The 13,099-nt window shown below is 64.6% G+C and carries 13 protein-coding genes; 6 read left to right on the forward strand and 7 right to left on the reverse strand.

Going from position 1 to position 13,099, the window contains the following annotated elements; translation table 11 throughout:
- Window positions 1–75: 75 nt before the first annotated feature.
- Window positions 76–1,077 (reverse strand): phosphate ABC transporter substrate-binding protein PstS, encoded by a 1,002-nt coding sequence (locus WCE05_RS09215; RefSeq protein ID WP_225786792.1) that lies wholly within the window; start codon window positions 1,075–1,077, stop codon window positions 76–78.
- Window positions 1,078–1,244: 167 nt separating this feature from the next.
- The gene (locus WCE05_RS09220; protein ID WP_368815796.1) at window positions 1,245–2,534 is read right to left on the reverse strand and encodes an MFS transporter; all 1,290 of its coding nucleotides are present in this window, start codon (window positions 2,532–2,534) and stop codon (window positions 1,245–1,247) included.
- Window positions 2,535–2,894: 360 nt separating this feature from the next.
- Here WCE05_RS09220 and WCE05_RS09225 point away from each other — a divergent pair, with 360 nt between their 5' ends.
- The gene (locus WCE05_RS09225; RefSeq protein WP_003253317.1) at window positions 2,895–3,293 is read left to right on the forward strand and encodes an acyl-CoA thioesterase; all 399 of its coding nucleotides are present in this window, start codon (window positions 2,895–2,897) and stop codon (window positions 3,291–3,293) included.
- A 73-nt stretch (window positions 3,294–3,366) separates the two neighbouring features.
- Window positions 3,367–4,263, forward strand: a complete 897-nt coding sequence (locus WCE05_RS09230; RefSeq protein ID WP_225786794.1) for a D-hexose-6-phosphate mutarotase — start codon at window positions 3,367–3,369, stop codon at window positions 4,261–4,263.
- 64 nt (window positions 4,264–4,327) lie between these two features.
- Here WCE05_RS09230 and WCE05_RS09235 read toward each other — a convergent pair whose 3' ends face one another.
- From WCE05_RS09235 to WCE05_RS09255, 5 genes are all read right to left on the reverse strand, one after another.
- On the reverse strand, window positions 4,328–4,861 hold the full coding sequence (locus tag WCE05_RS09235; protein ID WP_225786795.1) for a DUF3299 domain-containing protein: 534 nt from the start codon (window positions 4,859–4,861) through the stop codon (window positions 4,328–4,330).
- Between the two features lie 49 nt (window positions 4,862–4,910).
- Window positions 4,911–5,156, reverse strand: a complete 246-nt coding sequence (locus tag WCE05_RS09240) for a GlsB/YeaQ/YmgE family stress response membrane protein (RefSeq protein WP_225786796.1) — start codon at window positions 5,154–5,156, stop codon at window positions 4,911–4,913.
- A 95-nt stretch (window positions 5,157–5,251) separates the two neighbouring features.
- The gene (locus WCE05_RS09245) at window positions 5,252–6,334 is read right to left on the reverse strand and encodes a 5-(carboxyamino)imidazole ribonucleotide synthase (RefSeq protein WP_225786797.1); all 1,083 of its coding nucleotides are present in this window, start codon (window positions 6,332–6,334) and stop codon (window positions 5,252–5,254) included.
- An 11-nt stretch (window positions 6,335–6,345) separates the two neighbouring features.
- Window positions 6,346–6,837: a 5-(carboxyamino)imidazole ribonucleotide mutase gene (purE, locus tag WCE05_RS09250; protein WP_225786798.1), complete on the reverse strand. Its 492-nt coding sequence runs from the start codon at window positions 6,835–6,837 to the stop codon at window positions 6,346–6,348.
- A 172-nt stretch (window positions 6,838–7,009) separates the two neighbouring features.
- Window positions 7,010–7,951, reverse strand: coding sequence for a LysR substrate-binding domain-containing protein (locus WCE05_RS09255; RefSeq protein ID WP_225786799.1), 942 nt, complete (start codon window positions 7,949–7,951; stop codon window positions 7,010–7,012).
- Window positions 7,952–8,131: 180 nt separating this feature from the next.
- Between WCE05_RS09255 and aspA the strand changes: the two genes are divergently transcribed.
- The 4 genes from aspA to WCE05_RS09275 all read left to right on the forward strand — a co-directional run bounded on the left by aspA (window position 8,132) and on the right by WCE05_RS09275 (window position 13,086).
- Window positions 8,132–9,556, forward strand: coding sequence for an aspartate ammonia-lyase (gene aspA / locus WCE05_RS09260; RefSeq protein ID WP_225786800.1), 1,425 nt, complete (start codon window positions 8,132–8,134; stop codon window positions 9,554–9,556).
- Window positions 9,557–9,741: 185 nt separating this feature from the next.
- On the forward strand, window positions 9,742–10,734 hold the full coding sequence (locus WCE05_RS09265) for an AraC family transcriptional regulator (protein ID WP_368815797.1): 993 nt from the start codon (window positions 9,742–9,744) through the stop codon (window positions 10,732–10,734).
- 205 nt (window positions 10,735–10,939) lie between these two features.
- A complete protein-coding gene (locus WCE05_RS09270; protein ID WP_368815798.1) occupies window positions 10,940–11,986 on the forward strand; it encodes a histone deacetylase family protein in 1,047 nt (348 codons plus the stop codon).
- Complete coding sequence (locus WCE05_RS09275; RefSeq protein ID WP_368815799.1) at window positions 11,983–13,086, forward strand: polyamine ABC transporter substrate-binding protein; 1,104 nt, start codon at window positions 11,983–11,985, stop codon at window positions 13,084–13,086. The genes WCE05_RS09270 and WCE05_RS09275 overlap by 4 nt, the downstream gene beginning before the upstream one ends.
- The last annotated feature ends 13 nt before the right edge of the window (window positions 13,087–13,099 follow it).

Genomic DNA, 13,099 nt, shown 5'->3' on the forward strand with positions numbered 1-13,099 from the left:
TCAGGAGCCCTGGCTGCGGACCGAGAAATCGTGGAAGGAGCCGGCGCAAAGCACCCACTCCTTCCGCTTCACCGCTTACTGCTTGGCCGCGACGTTGGCGTTGTGCGACAGGCCCAGGTCAGCCAGGGTCTTGTCGACCACCTTGGCCGGCAGCGGGATGTAGCCATCCTTCACCACCACCTGTTGGCCAGCCTGGGACAGGACCAACTTGACGAATTCGGCTTCCAGCGGGGCCAGAGGCTTGTTCGGGGCCTTGTTGACGTAGACGTACAGGAAACGCGACAGCGGGTAGGTACCGTTCAGGGCGTTGGCTTCGTTGTCCTCGATGAACGCGCCACCTTCCTTCTTGGCCAGGGGCACGGTCTTGACACTGGCGGTCTTGTAGCCGATGCCCGAGTAGCCGATGCCGTTCAACGAGCTGCTGATCGACTGCACGACCGAAGCCGAGCCAGGTTGTTCGTTGACGTTGGGCTTGAAGTCACCTTTGCACAGGGCTTCTTCCTTGAAGTAGCCATAGGTGCCGGAAACCGAGTTACGGCCGAACAGCTGGACCGGCTTGTTGGCCAGGTCGCCGGTCACGCCCAGGTCGCCCCAGGTCTTGACGTCGCTCTTGCCGCCGCACAGGCGGGTCGTGGAGAAGATCGCATCGACCTGGGCCATGGTCAGGCCCTTGATCGGGTTGTCCTTGTGCACGAACACAGCCAGGGCATCCACGGCGACCGGGATGGCGGTCGGCTTGTAGCCGTACTTCTGCTCGAAGGCCTGCAGCTCGACGTCCTTCATCTTGCGGCTCATCGGGCCGAGGTTGGCGGTACCTTCGGTCAGGGCGGGCGGCGCAGTGGAGGAGCCGGCGGCCTGGATCTGGATGTTTACGTTCGGATATTCCTTCTTGTAGGCCTCGGCCCACAGGGTCATCAGGTTCGCCAGGGTATCGGAACCGACGCTGGAGAGGTTGCCCGATACACCCGTGGTCTTGGTGTAGGTCGGGATTGCAGGGTCGACAGCGGCAACCGCATTGGCGGTGGCTACGCCAGCGGCGGCGAATGTCAGGGCCGCCATCAAACGCTTCAGTTTCATGCCTTGCTCCTAGCAGGAATATTTGGGGTGTGAGATGGATCGGGCCCAAGTATCTGCAGGCCGCATGAACACTCTATGACTCGAATATGACAATTGGATGAAAGGCCATCACTGCTCACGCAGGATGGCCTTTACAGGATGTTGCAAGGGCGGAGATAGAGCGGCAGTCAGCGCTTCTTGGCCAGCAGGTACAGCCCCACCAACAGACCGACGGCGCACAGCCCGGCCACATAGTAGGCCGGTGCCATGGGGCTGAGCTTGAGCAGCGCGGTGACCACCATGGGCGTCAGGCCGCCGAAGATGGCGTAGGCCAGGTTGTAGGAGAACGACAGGCCACTGAAGCGCACCACCGCCGGAAACGCCTTGACCATCACGTAGGGCACGGCGCCGACGATGCCGACGCACAGGCCGGTCACGGCATACAGGGGGAACAGCAGGTCCGGGCGGCTCGGCAGGCTGTGGTAGAAGGCCCAGGACGAGGCCAGCAGCAGCAGGCTGCCCACCACGAAGACGCGCCCGGCGCCAAAGCGGTCGGCCAGGCTGCCAGCGCCGATGCAACCGAGGCTGAGCAGGACGATGGCCAGGCTGTTGGCCTTGAGCGAATCGGTGGGGCTGACGTGGTAGAGGCTCTGCAGCAGCGCCGGGGTCATCAGGATCACCACCACGATGCCGGCCGACAGCAGCCAGGTCAGCAGCATCGACAGGATGATCGCCCCGCGGTGGTCGCGCAGCACCGCACGCAGCGGCAGCTCCTCGGCCAGGACCTTGCGCTGCTGCATCTCGGCGAACACCGGGGTCTCGTGCAGCCAGCGGCGCAGGTACACCGCGAACAGGCCGAACACGCCACCGAGCAGGAAGGGGATGCGCCAGGCGTAGTCCGCGACTTCCTCAGGGGTGTAGACGGTGTTGATCAGGGTCGCCACCAGCGAGCCGAGCAGGATGCCCGCGGTCAGGCCGGCGGTGAGGGTACCGCAGGCGTAACCGGTGTTACGCGCAGGCACGTGTTCGGAGACGAACACCCAGGCCCCCGGCACCTCGCCACCGATGGCCGCACCCTGGACGACGCGCATCATCAGCAGCAGGATCGGCGCCCACAGGCCGATTTGCGCATAGGTCGGCAGCAGGCCCATGACCAGGGTCGGCACGGCCATCATGAAGATGCTCAGGGTGAACATCTTCTTGCGCCCGAGCAGGTCGCCGAAGTGGGCCATGATGATCCCGCCCAGCGGCCGCGCCAGGTAGCCCGCGGCGAAGATACCGAAGGTCTGCATCAGGCGCAGCCATTCGGGCATCTCGGCCGGGAAGAACAACTTGCCCACCACCGTGGCGAAGAACACGAAGATGATGAAATCGTAGAACTCCAGAGCCCCGCCGAGAGCGGACAGCGAGAGGGTCTTGTAGTCACTGCGGGTCAGTGGCCGGGTAGGCTGATCGATACTGCTCGGCACGGAGGTCATGGGTTTTCTCTTGTAGGTCGTGCACGCCGCTTGGCTCGCGGCTTCTGAGTAGGGTGGCCAGCGAAGATAACAAATTGCCGGGCCAGGCTCATAGCGGTACAAAATCCATACAGATATTCATCAATGTGCAGTCGTCGCTGGCTGTTCAGGTCTATATACTGGCCTCTCGTAGGAAAAGGTTGCGCCCCGTATGGGATGTTGTGCGAAAACGCCGGTCGGTATGCTCAGGCGGTTTCGCAGAGTCTCCCTTGGCCGCCCAGTGAAACGAAATCAGCGTAGGATATTGCCAGCTGAATCGTTTTCCCGGCGTCCGTCATTGCGCCAACCAACGAAGCGTCACGGGTCAGAGGCCCCCACCGCATGATTGAGCTCGAACAAGAAGATCCTATCCCACAGGGCGACCTGGCCCTCCAGATCACTGCTTTGCCCCGTGAAACCAACGGTTTCGGTGACATCTTCGGCGGCTGGCTGGTCGCCCAGATGGACCTGGCCGGCACCGCCATGGCCAGCCGCGTCGCCGGCGGCCGCGTCGCCACGGTGGCGATCGACCGCATGGCCTTCCTGGTCCCGGTGGCCGTGGGCGCGCAGCTTTCCTTCTATACCCAGACCCTGGAGATCGGCCGCAGCTCGATCCAGATGATGGTCGAAGTGTGGAGCGACGATCCGCTGTCCAGCGAATGGCGCAAGGTCACCGAGGCGGTGTTCGTGTTCGTCGCCATCGACGGCAGCGGCCGTACCCGTTCCGTCCCTCGTCGCTGAGCCGGGAGCGCGGTAAACTCGGTGCAGGGCACAAGGTCCAAGGGGCTTACGTGCATCACGACGAGACAAGCGCATGGCTACCTTCCAGGTCGAAACGGAACAACACGGCGAACTCAATTGCTGGCGGATCACCAGTGACCACGCCGAACTGCTGATCGCCCAGCAGGGCGCCCAGGTCCTGAGCTACCAGCGGCTGGGCGAACCGCCCCTGCTGTGGCTGAGCGACCAGGCCATCTTCCGCCGGGGCAAGTCGGTACGCGCCGGCGCGCCGGTGTGCTGGCCATGGTTCGGCAACCTGCAGCGCAATCCCCAGGCCGTCCAGGCCATGTACCACGGCGAGCAGGCCCCGGCCCACGGCCTGGCCCGTACGCGCGACTGGCAGTTGCTGGGCATCGAGGACGCGGGCAGCGACCTGCGCATCGAGTTCGGCCTGCCCGAGGCCCAGGGTGACCTGCCCGGCTGGCCGCACGAAGTCGAACTCAAGCTGCTGGTCGAATTGGGCGGGCAACTGAAGCTGACGCTGACCAGCTACAACCTGGGCAACGATGACGTGACCCTCAGCCAGGCCCTGCACAGTTACTTCGCGGTGAGCGATGTGCACCAGGTGCAGGTCGAGGGCGTCGCGGGGCTGGACTACATCGAGACCCTGGCCGACTGGGAACAGCGCCGGCAGCAGGGGGCACTGGGCTTTACCGGCGAGACCGATCGCATCTACCTGGGCACACCGCAGCGGCTGGCGATCGTCGACCCTCACTGGAACCGGCGTATCACGCTCGACAGCAGCGGGTCGCGCTCGGCAGTGATCTGGAACCCCTGGACCGACCGCGCCCACGAGCTGGCGGACATGGCTGACGACGGCTGGCAGCGGATGCTGTGCATCGAGACGGCGAATGTGTGGGATGACGTGGTGACGCTGGCGCCAGGGGCGAGCCATGCGTTGAGCGTCACCTTCGCCAGCGAAGCGCTCTAGGCAACTGCGCAAACCCCTTTTGAAGCGGCCCGTTCAGGGCCGCTTCGTGCCTCAACTGACGGCCTCAGAGATCGGCATCCTCCACGACCCTCACCATCCCCGCATCCAGGGCATAGGCTGCATCCGCCAGGTCATTGCTGACCGTCTCGACCTTCAAGGTGCCGCTGACCCACAGCGGCGTGTAGATATCATCGATCTTCAGCCCCTTGGGATAGCGCACCAGCACCAGTTGGTTAGGCGGTGGTGGCGGCACGTGGATGCAGGCGCCAGGATACGGCACCAGGAAGAACAATGTGCTGTTGCCCTTGGCATCGCTTTCCAGCGGCACCGGATACCCGCCCAGGCGGATCTGCCTGCCGTTCATGGCCGCCACGGTCTTGGTCGAGTACATCACCGCCGGCAGGCCCTTGCCCTGCTTGAGGCCACCCTTCTGGGTGAAGGTACCCATGGCCTCCGGGGAGTCGTGGTCGATCTCGGGCATCTGCTCCAGCGCCTTTTGGTCCGACTTGGGCATCAGCTCCAGCCAATCGGTCTCGGGCAGCTCGGCATGGGCCAGGGCACTGACCAGCAACAAGGGAATGAGGAAAAACGCACGCATGGAAATGCTCGGCAACTCGGATGGAATTGCCGGGCATTCTAGCCGTTAATCAGCGCTTCTTGATGAATCCGTAGATCACCAGCAGGACGACGGCGCCGACCAAGGCACCGAAGAAACCCGCAGCCTGCCCCGCCTGGTAGATACCCAGGGCTTGTCCGCCATAGGTGGCGACCAGGGAGCCGGCGATGCCGAGGAGGATGGTCATGATCCAGCCCATGCTGTCGTCCCCCGGCTTGATGAACCGGGCCAGCAGGCCGACGATGAGGCCGATGAAGATGGTTCCAATGATACCCATGGCAATCCCTCTGCAGTGAAATGGAACAAGCCATAGCCTAGACAGCGCTTTGGCTTGTTGCCATTTCAGAGGGCCTGCCGGGCGCAGAGGTTCAATCAGCCGGCGATCAGCGCTTCGACTTCGGCGATCTTGCGCTGCAGGGTGGCCATGTCCTTGCTACGCAGGGTGGCGTGGCCAACCTTGCGCCCGATCTTGAAGGCCTTGCCGTAGTGGTGCAGGTGGCAATCGTCGATGGCCAGCACCTTGTCCACGGCCGGCACCTGGCCGATGAAGTTGAGCATGGCGCTCTCGCCGACCTTGGCCGTCGGGCCCAGCGGCAGGCCGGCCACGGCGCGCAGGTGGTTCTCGAACTGGCTGCACTCGGCGCCCTCGATGGTCCAGTGCCCGGAGTTGTGCACGCGCGGGGCGATCTCGTTGGCCTTAAGGCCACCGTCGACCTCGAAGAACTCGAAGGCCAGCACGCCGACGTAGTCCAGCTTCTCCAGCACGCGGCCAACGTAGTCCTCGGCCAGCGCCTGCAGGGGGTGGGCCTCGCTCGCCACCGACAGGCGCAGGATGCCACCCTCGTGGGTGTTGTGCACCAGCGGGTAGAAACGGGTTTCGCCATCACGGCCGCGCACGGCAACCAGGGAAACCTCGCCAGTGAAGGGCACGAAGCCTTCCAGCAGGCACGGCACGCTGCCCAGCTCGGCGAAAGTGCCCACGACATCCTCGGCGCTGCGCAGGACTTTCTGGCCCTTGCCGTCGTAGCCGAGGGTACGGGTCTTGAGCACCGCCGGCAGGCCGATGGTAGCCACCGCAGCGTCCAGGTCCGCCTGGGACTGGATGTCGGCGAAGGCTGGGGTCGGGATTCCCAGGTCGCGGAACAGGCTCTTCTCGAACAGGCGGTCACGGGCGATGCGCAGGGCCTCGGCGCTCGGGTAGACCGGGACGAACTGGGACAGGAAGGCCACGGTCTCGGCCGGGACGCTCTCGAACTCGAAGGTCACCAGGTCGACTTCGTCGGCCAGTTGGCGCAGGTGGTCCTGGTCGCCGTAGTCGGCACGCAGGTGTTCGCCCAGGGGCGCGGCGCAGGCGTCCGGAGCCGGGTCTAGGAAAGCGAAGTTCATGCCCAGCGGGGTCCCCGCCAGGGCCAGCATGCGGCCCAGCTGGCCGCCACCGATTACACCGATTTTCATGTTCGTCAATCTCAGGCCTGGCGCGGGTCCGGGTTATCCAGGACGGTTTCGGTCTGCTCCTTGCGGAACTGCTTGAGCGCGGCATGGTACTGGGGGTACTTGGCGCCCAGGATGCTGGCCGACAGCAGCGCGGCGTTGATGGCGCCGGCCTTGCCGATGGCCAGGGTGGCGACCGGCACGCCCGCGGGCATCTGCACGATCGACAGCAGCGAATCGACACCCGACAGCATCGACGATTGCACCGGCACGCCCAGTACCGGCAGGTGGGTCTTGGCGGCGCACATGCCCGGCAGGTGGGCGGCGCCACCGGCACCGGCGATGATCACCTCGATGCCACGGCCTTCGGCCTCTTCGGCGTACTGGAACAGCAGATCCGGGGTACGGTGGGCGGAAACCACCTTCACCTCGTAGGGAATGCCGAGTTTCTCCAGCATATCGGCGGTGTGGCTAAGGGTGGACCAATCGGACTTGGAGCCCATGATCACGCCAACCAGTGCACTCATCGTCGAGCCTCTTCGCTTGTGCGCCCTTGGGCGCGTCAAAAAACAACAAGCCACGCGGGACGACCGGCGTGGCTTGTTTGCTGAGTCATGACCGGGTCGATCCGGTCCAGGGGCCGCGCAGTATAACGTAACGCGAGGCCATCCAGGCACCCCCGGCGACCAACTGTCGGCCTTATTTTTCGGGGCCTTGGCTGACTTTTGGGTCAACCGCGCCGATCGCCGCGCCGCCTTCGAGCTTGCGCCATAACAGCCGCACGTTGGCCTTGCGCACCAGGGCGCAGCGGTACAGGCGGATTTCCAGCGGTACATGCCACTGGCTGCCACCGCAGATCGCCAGTTCGCCGCGCTCCAATTCGCCACGCATCGACAGCCGCGGCACCCAGGCGATGCCCATGCCCTCGAGGGCCATGCTCTTGAGACTGTCGGCCATGGCGGTCTCATAGACAGTGGTATAGCGCAGGTTGCGCTGGCGCAGCAGCAGGCTCACGGAGCGGCCAAGGAAGGCCCCGGCGCTATAGGCCAGCAGCGGCACGCTGCTCTCGCCCTCGAGGTCGAACAACGGCTTGCCGTCGGCACCCACGGCACAGACCGGCAGCATCTCGGTGGTGCCCATGTGCAGCGACGGGAAGATCTCCGAGTCCATCTGCAAGGCAGCGTCCGGGTCATAGAAGGCCAGCATCAGGTCGCAGCCCCCTTCGCGCAATGCGTGCACCGCATCACCGACGTTGGTGGCCACCAGGCGCGTGGCGATGTTCAGCCCGTCGTTGCGCAACTGCGCCACCCAACGCGGGAAGAAACCGGAGGCCAGGGAGTGCGCGGCCGCCACCTGGATCACCTCGCCCTGCCCGCCTTCAAGATGATGCAAATGACGGAGAACTTCGCTCAACTGGTCGACAACCGTACGCGCGGTGACGAGAAACAGCTGGCCGGCCTCGGTCAGCTCGATGGGCGTACGGGAACGATTCACCAAGGTCAAGCCCAATGCCGCCTCGAGGCTGCGGATGCGTCGGCTGAACGCCGGCTGGGTCACGAAACGCCGCTCCGCTGCCTGGGAAAAACTGCGGGTCGCAGCCAGGGCGCTGAAATCTTCCAACCACTTGCTTTCGAGGTTCATGCAGCGATCTCCGGATGTGCACCAAAATGGAACACGTTCGAATGTCAATTGGCGTCACATCAAACACTATGCCGTTTGTGCATAGGTTAGCGTGCAACAGCATTGGCCGCAAAATCCGGGCGAGCCTAGGATTGGCGGCATTCCGGCAGGTGCCGGGTTTTAATCGAGATGATATCCGTCATGTCCTCCGCTGCATCGTTCCGCGTCGAAAAAGATCTGCTTGGTACCCTTGAAGTTCCTGCCGATGCCTACTACGGCATCCAGACCCTGCGCGCTGCCAACAACTTCCACCTCTCCGGTGTTCCGCTGTCGCACTACCCGAAGCTGGTCGTGGCCCTGGCCATGGTCAAGCAGGCCGCTGCCGACGCCAACCGTGAGCTGGGTCACCTGAGCGATGCCAAGCATGCCGCCATCAGCGAGGCCTGCGCCCGCCTGATCCGCGGTGATTTCCACGACCAATTCGTGGTGGACATGATCCAGGGCGGTGCCGGCACCTCCACCAACATGAACGCCAACGAGGTCATCGCCAACGTCGCGCTGGAGGCCATGGGCCACCAGAAGGGTGAGTACCAGTACCTGCACCCGAACAACGACGTGAACATGGCGCAGTCGACCAACGACGCCTACCCGACCGCGATCCGCCTGGGCCTGCTGCTGGGCCACGACGCCCTGCTGGCCAGCCTCGAGAGCCTGATCCAGGCCTTCGCCGCCAAGGGCCAGGAGTTCGACCACGTCCTGAAGATGGGTCGTACCCAGTTGCAGGACGCCGTGCCGATGACCCTGGGCCAGGAATTCCGTGCCTTCGCCACCACCATGACCGAAGACCTGAACCGCCTGCGCTCCCTGGCACCCGAGCTGCTGACCGAAATCAACCTCGGCGGCACCGCGATCGGCACCGGCATCAACGCCGACCCGGGCTACCAGGCCCTGGCCGTGCAGCGCCTGGCGACCATCAGCGGCCAGCCGCTGGTCCCGGCCGCCGACCTGATCGAAGCCACCTCCGACATGGGCGCCTTCGTGCTGTTCTCCGGCATGCTCAAGCGCACCGCGGTCAAGCTGTCGAAGATCTGCAACGACCTGCGCCTGCTGTCCAGCGGCCCGCGTACCGGCATCAACGAGATCAACCTGCCGGCACGCCAGCCGGGCAGCTCGATCATGCCAGGCAAGGTCAACCCGGTGATCCCGGAGGCCGTCAACCAGGTGGCCTTCGCCATCATGGGCAACGACCTGGCCCTGACCGTCGCCGCCGAAGGTGGCCAACTGCAGCTGAACGTCATGGAGCCGCTGATCGCCTACAAGATCTTCGACTCGATCCGCCTGCTCCAGCGCGCCATGGACATGCTGCGCGAGCACTGCATCGTCGGCATCACCGCCAACGAACAACGTTGCCGTGAACTGGTCGAGCACTCGATCGGCCTGGTCACCGCCCTGAACCCGTACATCGGCTACGAGAACGCCACCCGTATCGCCCGCGTCGCCCTGGAATCCGGCCGCGGCGTGCTGGAACTGGTGCGCGAGGAAGGCCTGCTGGACGAAGCGATGCTCAACGACATCCTGCGTCCGGAAAACATGATCGCTCCACGTCTGGTTCCGCTGAAGGCGTAACCGACCGCTTGTAACGTCTCACCAGGTCGAGGGACTAGACACCTCTCAACCTTTCAAGGGCCCGAGCGCACGCTCCGGGCCCTTTTTTTATTCGCCTGTCGGTGGCTTCAGGGGGGCAAGGCGTTGCGCCGCATCCGGCATACAACTTGCTCCATAATGTCCCCCAGCCCAACGGGACATCGCGCATGCTGCACAGCCACCTCACCACCCTCAATGCCGTTTCGCTGATCCTCAAGGTCTTCCAGGAGGAGGGCTGCGACGCCACGCAACTGCTGGCCGGCAGTGGCATCGGCCCGGCAGACCTGGGCCATCCCGACGCGCGCATCACCACCCAGCAGGAGTTCCAGGTGTGTGCCAACGCCGTGGCCCGGCGCGAGGAAATCGGCCTGGAGCTGGGTCGGCGCATGCATGTGTCGTGCTACGGCATGCTCGGTTACGCCCTGCTCTCCAGTGCCACTTTGGGTGACGCCCTGCGCCTGGCGCTGCGCTACCCGGCCCTGTTGGGGACGGCCTTCCAACTGCGCCTGGTGGACGATGGCCCACGAGTCTGGCTCAGTGCCAGCGACTATCGCGACAGCCCGGCGCTGGCTGCCTTCAATGCCGAGTTCTGCCTGGTTTCGCTGAAGGTGATCTGCGACGACCTGCTGGGCCGTCCGCTACCGCTGCTGGCCACGCGCTTCGAGCATCCCCGACCCGGCTATCATGCGCTCTACAACGGGGCATTCCCATGCCCTCTGGGCTTCGAGGCCCGCGACAATGCCTTCGCCTTCGAGCGCCGCTGGCTGGAGATGCCCTTGCCGCTGGCCGACCCCATCACGCACAAGGCCATGAGCGAACGTTGCCGGCAACTGAACCTCGAGTTCACCGGCCGCCAGGCCTGGCTGGAGCGGATCCGCCAGTTGCTGATGTGGCAACTGGACGCCGCGCCGGGCCTGGAAGGCCTGGCCCGGCAAATGAACTGTTCGTCGCGCACCCTGCGCCGGCACTTGCAGGCCCTGGGTAGCAGCTATCAGCAACTGCTCGACGAACTGCGCTTCGAGCGCGCCAAGCAACTGCTGGCCGAGGACCAGATGCCGATCTATCGCATCGCCGAGACCTTGGGCTTCAGCGAGACAGCGAGCTTCAGGCATGCCTTCCAACGCTGGAGTGGAGTGGCCCCCAGCCATTTCCGCGGCTGAGCAGTGCCGACAAGCCCTACTGGGGCCGCTTCGCAGCCACAAATGGGCGTTTGAAGCCTTAGCTGAGTGGCGCATCCGCGAACAGGGCCTCCAACCGGACATCACCCTTTGGCCACATCGATCCCCTTTTGGCCGTTTGCGTCGTTCTCCCCCGCCTGACCGCCCGTGAAAATGGGCCCACGCCAGTGAACCCGGAGAACAACAAATGCTGACGATCTATTCCGATGATCACCGCCTGCACCACGGCCGCTGCGAGCTGATCGACGGCAAGCTGATGCCGTGCTTCGAGATGCCTTCGCGTGCCGACCACGTCCTGGAGCAAGTCAAAAAACGCAACCTCGGCCCCGTCCAGGGCCCCACCGACTTCGGCCGCGCGCCACTACTGCGGGTGCATGGCGCTAGCTACCTGGACTTCTTCGAGGGCGCCTGGGCACGCTGGGCCAAGCTGGGCCAGGAAGGCGACCTGCTGCCCTTCACCTGGCCGGCGCGCACCCTGCGCCAGGTCAAGCCGACCAGCCTGCATGGCGAGCTGGGCTACTACAGCTTCGACGCCGGCGCGCCGATCACCGTCGGTACCTGGCAGGCCGCCTACAGCGCCGCGCAGGTCGCCCTCACCGCCCAGGCGGCGATCCAGCAGGGTGCCCATTCGGCCTTCGCCCTGTGCCGTCCGCCAGGACACCACGCCGCTGCCGAAGTCATGGGCGGCTACTGCTACCTGAATAACGCCGCGATCGCGGCCCAGGCCTTCCTCGACCAGGGCCGGAGCAAGGTCGCCATCCTCGACGTCGATTACCACCATGGCAACGGCACCCAGGACATCTTCTACCGCCGGGGCGATGTGTTCTTCGCCTCGATCCATGGGGACCCACAGGCCGAGTTCCCATTCTTCCTCGGTTATGCCGACGAAACCGGCGAAGGTGACGGCGAGGGCTGCAACGTCAACTATCCCCTCCCCGCCGGCAGCGACTGGACGGCATGGAGCGCAGCCCTGGAAGACGCCTGCCAGCGTATCGAGGCCTACGGCCCGGACGTGCTGGTGATCTCCCTGGGTGTGGATACCTTCAAGGACGACCCCATCTCGCAGTTTCGCCTCGACAGCCCGGACTACCTGGAAATGGGCGAGCGCATCGCCCGCCTGGGCAAGCCGACCCTGTTCGTGATGGAAGGTGGCTACGCTGTGGAAGAAATCGGCATCAATGCCGTCAATGTGCTGGAAGGCTTCCAGCGCGCCCAGCCAGGAGCCCGGCCATGATTCGACTCAAGCGTCTGCTCGCCCCGTTCATCGCCGCCGGCCTTGTCGCCGGCGCCCTGCAGGCCCATGCCGAACAGCGCACCCTGCGGGTGTACAACTGGTTCGACTACATCACCCCGCAGACCTTGGTCGACTTCCAGAAAGACACCCAGGTCAAGCTGATCTACGACATCTTCGACACCAACGAGGCCCTGGAAGCCAAGCTGCTCACCGGCAATTCCGGCTATGACGTGGTGGTACCGTCCAACGTGTTCCTCGCCAAGCAGATCGAGGCCGGCGTGTTCCAGCCCCTGGACCGCACCCAGCTGCCGAACTGGCAACACCTGGACCCGGCGCTGATGAAGCTGATCGAGGCCAACGACCCGGGCAACAAATTCGCCGTGCCCTACATGTACGGCACCGTGCTGATCGGCTTCAACCCCGACAAGGTCAAGGCGGCGCTGGGCGACAACGCCCCGGTGGACAGCTGGGACCTGATCTTCAAGGAAGAGAACATCGCCAAGCTCAAGCAATGCGGCGTCGCCCTGCTCGACTCGCCGTCGGAGATCCTGCCCTTGGCGCTGCAGTACCTGGGCCTGCCGCCCAACAGTGAAAAGCCGGCCGACTACAAGCAGGCCGAGGCACTGATGCTCAAGATCCGCCCGCACGTGACCTACTTCCATTCCTCCAAGTACATGGCCGACATCGCCAATGGCGATATCTGCGTGGCCGTGGGCTACTCGGGCAGCTTCTCCCAGGCCGCCAACCGTGCCCGCGATGCGAAGAATGGCGTGGTGGTGGACATGCGCCTGCCCAAGGAAGGCGCGCCGATCTGGTTCGACATGCTGGCCATCCCCAAGAATGCCGCCAACCCCGAGGATGCCCATGCGTTCATCAACTACCTGCTGCAACCGGAGGTGATCGCACCGATCAGCGACTTCGTCGGTTACCCCAACCCGAACAAGGACGCCACCGACAAGGTCAGCCCAGAGATCCGCAACAACCCCAACCTGTACCCGACCGAGCAGGCCATGGCCACGTTGTATACCCTCAAGCCATTGCCAAGGGACGCCGAACGGGCGCGCACGCGGGCCTGGACACGGATCAAGTCGGGCACCTGAGTTGCGGTTCGGG

The sequence above is a fragment of the Pseudomonas sp. I2 genome (assembly GCF_040984075.1).
In the GTDB taxonomy this organism is placed as follows: Bacteria; Pseudomonadota; Gammaproteobacteria; order Pseudomonadales; family Pseudomonadaceae; genus Aquipseudomonas; species Aquipseudomonas guariconensis_B.

What these genes read in the sequence shown, in the direction of transcription:
- WCE05_RS09225 (WP_003253317.1), top strand. Translation starts at nt 2,895, where the DNA reads ATGATTGAGCTCGAACAAGAAGATCCTATCCCACAGGGCGACCTGGCC.
- purE (WP_225786798.1), bottom strand. Translation starts at nt 6,837, where the DNA reads ATGAGTGCACTGGTTGGCGTGATCATGGGCTCCAAGTCCGATTGGTCC.
- WCE05_RS09215 (WP_225786792.1), bottom strand. Translation starts at nt 1,077, where the DNA reads ATGAAACTGAAGCGTTTGATGGCGGCCCTGACATTCGCCGCCGCTGGC.
- WCE05_RS09255 (WP_225786799.1), bottom strand. Translation starts at nt 7,951, where the DNA reads ATGAACCTCGAAAGCAAGTGGTTGGAAGATTTCAGCGCCCTGGCTGCG.
- WCE05_RS09240 (WP_225786796.1), bottom strand. Translation starts at nt 5,156, where the DNA reads ATGGGTATCATTGGAACCATCTTCATCGGCCTCATCGTCGGCCTGCTG.
- WCE05_RS09245 (WP_225786797.1), bottom strand. Translation starts at nt 6,334, where the DNA reads ATGAAAATCGGTGTAATCGGTGGCGGCCAGCTGGGCCGCATGCTGGCC.
- WCE05_RS09265 (WP_368815797.1), top strand. Translation starts at nt 9,742, where the DNA reads ATGCTGCACAGCCACCTCACCACCCTCAATGCCGTTTCGCTGATCCTC.
- aspA (WP_225786800.1), top strand. Translation starts at nt 8,132, where the DNA reads ATGTCCTCCGCTGCATCGTTCCGCGTCGAAAAAGATCTGCTTGGTACC.
- WCE05_RS09220 (WP_368815796.1), bottom strand. Translation starts at nt 2,534, where the DNA reads ATGACCTCCGTGCCGAGCAGTATCGATCAGCCTACCCGGCCACTGACC.
- WCE05_RS09275 (WP_368815799.1), top strand. Translation starts at nt 11,983, where the DNA reads ATGATTCGACTCAAGCGTCTGCTCGCCCCGTTCATCGCCGCCGGCCTT.
- WCE05_RS09235 (WP_225786795.1), bottom strand. Translation starts at nt 4,861, where the DNA reads ATGCGTGCGTTTTTCCTCATTCCCTTGTTGCTGGTCAGTGCCCTGGCC.
- WCE05_RS09230 (WP_225786794.1), top strand. Translation starts at nt 3,367, where the DNA reads ATGGCTACCTTCCAGGTCGAAACGGAACAACACGGCGAACTCAATTGC.
- WCE05_RS09270 (WP_368815798.1), top strand. Translation starts at nt 10,940, where the DNA reads ATGCTGACGATCTATTCCGATGATCACCGCCTGCACCACGGCCGCTGC.